The sequence below is a fragment of the Nocardia citri genome (assembly GCF_054065835.1).
This window is the reverse complement of record NZ_JBSUQM010000025.1, coordinates 74,934-81,282: the sequence shown is the minus strand read 5'-3', so window position 1 is coordinate 81,282 and position 6,349 is coordinate 74,934. Positions and strand designations below refer to the sequence as shown.

Here is a 6,349-nt window from a genome sequence, read left to right as displayed (position 1 = left end):
GCCGCGGCGAAGGCCTGTCGGTCCCGCTGCTGCCGGACTGATGCGCGCGAACGTGGCGTGTATCCCTCCGTGCAGGCCGGTTCGGCGGGGGCCGGGCGCCGAGCGGGCCCCGGGTGGCGCGAACCCCAGCACTGCTCCGCCGATCAGCGAGAACGTTTGGGGCGCTTGTCCATCAGTCGCAGGATCAGGGGGGTGAAGATGAGTTGCATGGCCAGATCCATCTTGCCGCCGGGGACCACGATGCAATTGGGGCGAGACATGAAGGAGTCGTGCAGCATCGATAGCAAATAGGGGAAGTCGATGACCTTGGGGTCCGCGAAGCGAATAACGACGAAACTCTCATCGGCGGTGGGGATGGCGCGGGCGATGAAGGGGTTGGAAGTATCCACGGTGGGGACGCGCTGGAAGTTGACATAGGTGTGGGAGAACTGGGGGCAGATGTATTTCACGTAGTCGGGCATGCGTCGCAGGATCGTATCGATCACGGCCTCACTGGAATAGCCGCGTTCGGTTTTGTCTCGGATCACCTTCTGGATCCATTCGAGGTTGACGATCGGCACCACACCGACCAGCAGATCCGCGTATCGCGCGACATTCACCGAATCGGTCACGGCGGCACCGTGCAGTCCCTCGTAGAACAGCAGATCGCTGCCCGGCGTCAGATCCTCCCACGGCGTGAAGGTGCCGGCGGGTTGTCCATAGGGTTTGGCTTCCGACTCGTCGTGCAGGTATTTGCGTACCGCGCCGACGCCGGTCTCCCCGTAGTCGCGGAACAGCGTCTCGAGCTCTTTCAGCAGATTCGCCTCCTCACCGAAATGCGAGAAGGTGCGATTGTTGTTCTGCTCCGCCTCGGCCATGGCGAGTTTCATCTCGTTGCGGTCGTAGCGGTGAAACGAATCCCCCTCCACGATCGCCGCACTGATCCCTTCGCGGCGGAATATCTCCTGAAAGGTGCGCGTGACGCTGGTCGTGCCCGCCCCGGACGAGCCGGTGATGGCGACGACAGGGTGTTTGACCGACATGAGATCTCCTCAGGGATTTCAGCGCCCAGCCGGACGGAACAGCGACCGCGACCCGAAAAGTGAACTGTCGAAACTGGGCCCTTCCTCGGGCTCGCTGTGATAGCGCTCGATTCGCGCGACCTCATTGCGCGAACCGAAGATCAGCGGCACCTGCTGATGCACCTGCTTCGGCGCCACCTCCAGCACCCGATCACCACCGGTGGTCGCCCAGCCTCCGGCCTGTTCGACGATGTAGGCGATCGGATTCGCGCCGTACAGCAGCGACACCCGCCCCGGCCGCCGAGTGTCGTACGGATAGAGATAGACCCCGCCGCGCGTCAGGATGTGGAAGGTATCCGCGACCAAGGACGCGACCCAGCGCATATTGAAATCCCGCCCGCGCGGACCGTCCACACCGTCGAGACATTCGTGAACATACCGTCGCACCGGCCGTTCCCAGAACCGCTCATTGGCGGCATTGATCGCGAATCCCGAAGTGTCCTCCGGGATTCGCATCCGCGGATGGGTCAATACGAAGGCCCCGATCTCCCGATCCAGGGTGAATCCGTCGACACCGCTACCGGTAGTCAGCACCAGCATGGTCGCCGGTCCGTACAGCGTGAATCCCGCGCAGACCTGCCGCACCCCCGGCTGCAGGAAGTCCGCGGTGGTCGACGGACCACTCTCTGGTGCCCGCAGGATACTGAAAATCGTTCCGACAGGAAGGTTCACATCAATATTCGAGGATCCGTCCAACGGATCGAAGGCCAGCAGATATTTGCCGCGCCGGTGCACATCCGGCACCGGATGGATATCGGCCATCTGCTCGGATAACAGCGCCGACAGATGCCCCGTCCATTGGGTCTCGGCCACCATGATGTCATTGGCGATGGCATCGAGTTTGCGGTGCACCGTCGGCGCCAGATTACCGGGTTCGGAGGCACCGAGGGAACCCACAATGGCGCCCCTGGTCACCTGATTGGCGATGATTTTCGTCGCGGTGGCAACGACGTTCACCAGAGCGGAGAATTCACCGGATGATCCGGGATGCCGGTGCTCCTCCTCGATCGTGTACCGGGTGAGGGTCTTCAGTCCTTCTGGCATGAGTTCTCGATCTCGTCACCCGGGGCCCTTGCGGTCGGCCCATCCGGCTGCTGTCCTGTCCCGAACACACTGCTGCCGTAAATATCTCGGTCGGTCAGCGTGATCAGGTCGGTCTTGGTGAGCGGTCGCCGTAGCTCGACCAGCCGTTTGGCCTGCCGTAACCGGCAGCGATCCAAGGCATTGCGCACACTGCGCGCGTTCGAGAATCGGGGCCGGGTCATCCGCAGCGTGAGATATTCGCCGAAGGCAGCGTATCCGATCTCGTCGAAGCGGAAATTGTCCCGTACCACCATGAGTTCGGCGATGCACACCAACTCGTCATGGGTGTAGTCGCTGAATTCCAGATGATGGGCCACCCGCGAGGACAATCCCGGATTCGCGGAGAAGAATTTCTCCATCCGATCCGGATAGCCCGCGAAGATCACCACCAGGCTGGTGCGCTCGCTTTCCATCTCTTGCAGCAGGATTTCGATGACTTCCTGTCCGTAATCGCGTTCGTTCTCCGGCCGGAACAGGTAGTAGGCCTCGTCGATGAACAGCACTCCCCCGGCCGCCTTGGCCAGGGCCTCCTTGGTTTTGGGTGCGGTGTGTCCGATGAACTGGCCGACCAGATCATCCCGAGTTACCGTGTGTACCTTCGGTGTACGGAGATAGCCGAGCGCATGCAATATCTCGGCCATTCGCAGGGCGACGGTGGTTTTACCGGTGCCTGGGCCGCCGGTGAAACTCATATGCATGGTCGGCCGCCAGGCCCGCAAACCGAAGCGCTGCCTGGCCCGATCGATCAGCAGCAGCGCCGCTATCTCACGCACCCGCCGCTTCACATTCGCCAGACCGACGAGTTCGGCGTCGAGCCTGGTCAATACGTCCGCGACATCATTGCCCGCGATATCGGTGGACAGATCCAGCACCGCATCCTCGGCCAGCGGTTGCTCCGGCGCCGCCTCCGCGGGCACCGCTCGCACCGGCCTGCCGTCCTCGACACCGGGCCGGTGCAATCGGAAACCGCTCGCCGCACTCGACCTTTCAGCCGCCATACCGGGTCCCCGGTCGTTCGTCGGTGGCATACGAGTGCAGCCCGTAGGTCTGGCGCCGGTCCGGTCCTTCGGTGCGGGCCAGTACGAATCCGGGCTCGTCGACGGGACGCTGCACCAGGAAGCTCAATGCGGTGGTCTGCCTGCCGTAGCGGGCGTCGTAGGCCAGGACCCGGATGTAGTGTCGCGGAAAGGTATTGCGGCACGCGTCGATTTCGGCGAGCACACCGTCGGGCTCGGCGAGATCGAACAGCGGCAGCCCCCACATTTCCCAGTAGGTGTTTCGGGGGTGCGGATCATCGGTGTATTCGATGGACACCGGCCAGTTGTTGAGCAGGGCATAGCGCACCTGGGCGGCGATTTCAGCGTCGGTGAGTTCGGGTAGATACGAAAAGGTTCCGTGGCGCAGATACATGTGCGGGTCCTGTCGTTCAGCGGCTGGCCGTCGGTACGGCATCCGGCGCGTCGGTGGAGGTGTAGTCGAAGGTGACATCGCCCCAGGTCGAAAGCGCGACATCGAGCGGGCGGCAGATCTCGGCGGCCTTGCGCAGCACATCCGGCCCCTCTTCGAGCAGATCGCGGCCCTCGTTGCGGGCCTTGACAACCGCCTCGAGCGCCACCCGATTCGCCTCCGCCCCCGCGGCGATGCCGAGCGGATGTCCGATGGTGCCGCCGCCGAATTGCAAGACCACGTCATCGCCGAAAAGGTCCAGCAGCTGATGCATCTGGCCGGCATGGATACCGCCGGAGGCCACCGGCATCACACCGCCGAGGCTGGCCCAATACTGGTCGAAGAAGATGCCGTTGCCCGGATTGGTGGGAATGTGGTTCTCCCGCAATGTGTCGTAGAAGCCCCTGGTGGTCGCCGGATCGCCCTCGAGTTTGCCGACCACGGTGCCCGCGTGCAGGTGGTCGACGCCGATCAAGCGGCACCATTTGGCCAGCACCCGGAAGCTCACGCCGTGGGTCTTCTGCCGCGTGTAGGTGGAGTGTCCGGCCCGATGCAGGTGCAGCAGGACGCCGTTGCGCCGCGCCCAGTGCGACATCGACTGCATGGCGGTGAATCCCACCGTGAGGTCCATCATGATCACGACGCTGCCCAGTTCCTTCGCGAACTCGGCGCGCTCGTACATCTCCTCCATGGTCGCCGCGGTGACATTGAGGTAGTGGCCTTTGATCTCACCGGTTTCGGCCATGGCACGGTTGACCCCCTCCATGGCGAACAGGTACCGGTCGCGCCAGCGCATGAACGGCTGGGAGTTGATGTTCTCGTCGTCCTTGGTGAAATCCAGGCCGCCCTTGCACGCCTCGTAGATCACCCGGCCGTAATTCCGCGCGGACAGGCCGAGTTTCGGCTTCACCGTCGCACCGAGCAGCGGTCTGCCGTATTTGTTCAAGTACTCGCGTTCCATGACGGTGCCGTGCGGCGGCCCCTGGAAGGTTTTGACATAGGCCACCGGTATCCGCATATCCTCGAGCCGCAGCGCCAGCAACGGTTTGAAGCCGAAGACATTGCCGATGATCGAGGAGGTCAGGTTGGTGATCGACCCCTCTTCGAAGAGGTCGAGATCGTAGGCGATATAGGCGAAGTACTCGCCGGGGCGGCCCGGAACCCCATCGATGCGGTAGCATTTGGCCTGATAGCGGTCGTGGGCGGTCAGGCGGTCGGTCCATACGACAGTCCATGTGGCAGTGGATGATTCGCCCGCGACGGCGGCCGCGGCCTCGATCGGATCGACACCCTTCTGCGGGGTCACCCGGAAGACCGCGAGGACATCGGTATCTTGGGGGACATAATCCGGGGCGTAGTAGCCCATCGAAGCATAGGAATGGACACCCGGATCCCAGCGGTTGGGTTCGGTTTCGTCGGTCATCGTTGCTCCGCTCGGTTTTGCGGGTGATCCGCTCGGGATATGTTGCGCGAGATACCCGCGCCCGGATATCGAGCCGGACAGTCGGCTCGGGGTTGTGGCGGGGATGCTGCGCTCGAGGCGTGGGGTGAACGCCTACTGAGTTCAAGGATGACGGCGCTGTCGAGGACAGACAATTTGATTGTTCCTCGGAATACTCAACGGATTCATCGCGTTTGATACCGTCGAATTGTGGGCATGGTGAGTGCGGCGAGGATGGAAACATTCCTGGCCGTGGCCCGGCAGGGCGGCATCCGCCGCGCCGCCACCCAGCTGCACATCACCGAGGCCGCGGTCTCCGCGGCCGTCGCGCACATCGAAAAGCAGCTCGGGGCGAAGCTCATCGCGAAGGCTGGACGTGGTATCGCGCTCACCGAGGCGGGACGCGTCTACGCCGAATACTGCCGCACCATTCTCGGGCTGATGCAGGAAGCCAACGCCGCGGTGCGCCGGGCCGAGACCGGCAAGCTGCGGATCGGTGTGGTCGCTACAGCGGGCGAGTATGTGCTGCTCGGACCGCTGGCGTCATTCCGGAATCGCTATCCGGATATCGAATTGAGCCTGTCGGTGCACGCACGCGACGTGCTGTTCCTCGAATTGCACCACCACGAAACGGATCTCGTCATCGCCGGCCGCCCACCGCGCGACACCGGGCTGGTCATCCGCGCCCGACGGCCCAGTCAGCTCGTGGTCGTCGGCGCGCCCGGCTGTCCCGATCCGCTGTGCAGCACCTGGCTGCTGCGCGGTCGCGGTTCCGGTACCCGCGACGCCACCCTCAGCCTCATCGACAGTCTCGAAATCTCCCCGCCCACCCTCACCCTCGGCAGCCACGGCGCCGTCCTGGCCGCCGCACGTGAAGGCTTGGGCGTGACCCTCATCCACACCGACGCCTTGGCCCAAGACCTGGAAACGGGTCTGCTGCGCGTTCTTCCGGTCGACGGCACCCCCATGGACCGCCCGTGGCACGCCGTCACCACGCGCACCCCCACCCCGACTACCCGCCTGTTTCTCGCCCACATCCTCGACCCGGCCGAAGTGGGCGCTCACGCGTTCCACCCCGGCTAGATGGTTGGGCGGTGGAGTCCGGGGGCACGACACCCGGACTCCACCTGACTGGCGATCGTGATGATCGCGCAGGTTGTCGGCGGTGGATTCGCCATTGCGATGATTCTGGACCGAGTACCAGCTCAGCAGCACGTTTCGCTGTTACGAGCAGGTGAAATATCGCGTTGTGCGCGGCTCGGTTCCCGACGTGAATCCAATCGGATCGCTTCGGCGCGCCATCGGGAACCTGGCCCGG

The 6,349-nt window shown here is 63.9% G+C and carries 6 protein-coding genes; 1 reads left to right on the top strand and 5 read right to left on the bottom strand.

The window, feature by feature from the left end:
• Positions 1-143: 143 nt before the first annotated feature.
• The 5 genes from ACW2Q0_RS25875 to ACW2Q0_RS25855 are packed head-to-tail and all read right to left on the bottom strand — an operon-like array spanning position 144 to position 5,013.
• The gene (locus tag ACW2Q0_RS25875) at positions 144-1,022 is read right to left on the bottom strand and encodes a phosphoribulokinase (RefSeq protein ID WP_457193510.1); all 879 of its coding nucleotides are present in this window, start codon (positions 1,020-1,022) and stop codon (positions 144-146) included.
• Positions 1,023-1,040: 18 nt separating this feature from the next.
• A complete protein-coding gene (locus tag ACW2Q0_RS25870) occupies positions 1,041-2,105 on the bottom strand; it encodes a class 1 fructose-bisphosphatase (protein ID WP_457193509.1) in 1,065 nt (354 codons plus the stop codon).
• Entirely contained in the window at positions 2,090-3,142 is a 1,053-nt protein-coding gene (locus ACW2Q0_RS25865; protein WP_457193508.1) for an AAA family ATPase, read from the bottom strand. The genes ACW2Q0_RS25870 and ACW2Q0_RS25865 overlap by 16 nt, the downstream gene beginning before the upstream one ends.
• The gene (locus ACW2Q0_RS25860; protein WP_457193507.1) at positions 3,132-3,554 is read right to left on the bottom strand and encodes a ribulose bisphosphate carboxylase small subunit; all 423 of its coding nucleotides are present in this window, start codon (positions 3,552-3,554) and stop codon (positions 3,132-3,134) included. The genes ACW2Q0_RS25865 and ACW2Q0_RS25860 overlap by 11 nt, the downstream gene beginning before the upstream one ends.
• A 16-nt stretch (positions 3,555-3,570) precedes the next feature.
• Positions 3,571-5,013 (bottom strand): form I ribulose bisphosphate carboxylase large subunit, encoded by a 1,443-nt coding sequence (locus ACW2Q0_RS25855; RefSeq protein ID WP_457193506.1) that lies wholly within the window; start codon positions 5,011-5,013, stop codon positions 3,571-3,573.
• Between the two features lie 234 nt (positions 5,014-5,247).
• Between ACW2Q0_RS25855 and ACW2Q0_RS25850 the strand changes: the two genes are divergently transcribed.
• Complete coding sequence (locus ACW2Q0_RS25850; RefSeq protein WP_457193505.1) at positions 5,248-6,114, top strand: LysR family transcriptional regulator; 867 nt, start codon at positions 5,248-5,250, stop codon at positions 6,112-6,114.
• Positions 6,115-6,349: the final 235 nt, after the last annotated feature.